Annotated in this window: 1 protein-coding gene; it reads left to right on the top strand. The window is 75.5% G+C overall.

Annotated features, from left to right (window positions below; genetic code table 11):
- A partial coding sequence (gene mhpA / locus CCN44_RS38005) for a bifunctional 3-(3-hydroxy-phenyl)propionate/3-hydroxycinnamic acid hydroxylase MhpA (protein ID WP_086703366.1) occupies positions 1–1284 on the top strand: 1284 nt, incomplete at its 5' end.
- Positions 1285–1735: the final 451 nt, after the last annotated feature.

Below are 1735 nucleotides of genomic sequence, written 5' to 3'. Positions count from 1 at the left end.
GGCTGGCCGGACGCCAACACGATGCACCAGCCGGCGCTCGAAGAACTGCTCGCGAAACGGCTGGCGTCGCTGCCCGGCGTGGAGACGCGGGTCGGCCACCGCGTGGTGGACATCGTCCAGTCCCCGTCGGGCGTCACGGCGACCGCGGTGACGGAGGACGGCACGACGCGCGCGTTCACCGCCCGCTGGCTGGTGGGGTGCGACGGCGCCCGCAGCTTCGTGCGCGAGCACATCGGCGTCTCCGTCACCGACCTCGGGTTCTCGTACGAGTGGCTGCTGTGCGACGTGGAGCTGCGCGAGCCGCGCGCGTTCGTGCCGACCAACGTGCAGCTCTGCGATCCGGCCCGGCCGACCACGCTGGTCGGCAGCGGTCCGGGGCGGCGCCGCTGGGAGTTCATGCGCCTGCCCGGCGAGAGCGCGGCGGAGCTGGAGACCACCGAGGCGGCCTGGCGGCTGCTCGCCCCGCACGGGGTCACCCCGGAGACGGCCACGCTGCTGCGCAGCACCACGTACCAGTTCCGCGCCATGTGGGCGGACCAGTGGCGCTCGGGCCGGGTCTTCCTCGCCGGGGACGCCGCACACCTGATGCCGCCGTTCGCCGGGCAGGGCATGTGCGCGGGCATCCGCGACGTCGCCAACCTCGCCTGGAAGCTCGACCTGGTGCTGTCGGACCGGGCGCCGGAGCGGCTGCTCGACACCTATACGCTCGAACGCCGTCCACACGTCAAGGCGTCGATCACCGCCTCGGTCAAGCTGGGCCGGGTGATCTGTGTGACCGACCCGGCCGCCGCGGTCGACCGCGACGCGGCGATCCTGGCCAACGGCGGGGGCCGCGCTCAGCAGGGTCCGCCCCCGGCCGAGCCGCTGACGAAGGGTCTGCTGCGGCCGGCCGGGGACGGATGCGGGGGTGCGGGCGAGGTCATGATCGCCGGCACGGTGGAGGCCGACGGCGTGCGGGGCCGCCTCGACCAGCTCGTCGGCGCCGGCTTCGTCCTGCTCACCACCGAGGACCCGGCCGGACTGGGCGAGCCCCGGCGGGCGTTCCTGTCCGGGCTCGGGACGCGCGTGGTCCGTCTGTCGCCGCCCGGTGCGCCGGCCGGGCCGGGCGAGGTGCGCGACGTCGACGGCGTCTACCACGCCTACCTCGGACGGCTCGGCGCGACGAGCGTCCTGGTCCGCCCCGACCACCACGTCTTCGGCACCGCCGGCCCCGGGGACACCCCGGCTCTCGTGGACGAGCTGCGCGCACAGGTGCAGGGGGCTCCGGTGGCCGGGGCTCGCTGAGCACGTTCACGTCAAGGACAACCCGGCCGTGCGCGGCGAGTCGGGCCGCAACGGCTCCGCCGCCACCCCGGACGCCCCGGCCGCACGTGCCCGAGCCGTGCGGTTCTCGGCACCACGGAGGGCCCGTTCTTCGGCACCACGGAGGGCCCGTGCGGCACCGCCCGCGAACGAGCTGCCGCGTGACGGTGCCGCGTGCGCACGCCGAACGCCCGGCCCGGGTCCACCGGCCGGGCGCTCGGCGTGCGGGTCGGGCATCGGGCGGGTCGGCAGCCGTACGGATCAGCGTCGTACCGATCCGGCATCGCACGGACCCGGCCTCGCACGGACCCGGCGTCCTAGGGATCAGGCGTCCTAAAGGTCATGCCCCGTACGGATCGGACGCCGGCTACCAGCGCACAGGCAGCCGCTGCACGCTGCTCAGCGAGCCCCGGCCACCGGAGCCCCCTGCACC

It is taken from the genome of Streptomyces tricolor (assembly GCF_002155905.1).
GTDB lineage: Bacteria > Actinomycetota > Actinomycetes > Streptomycetales > Streptomycetaceae > Streptomyces > Streptomyces tricolor.
This window is presented reverse-complemented; position numbering and strand designations above follow the sequence as displayed.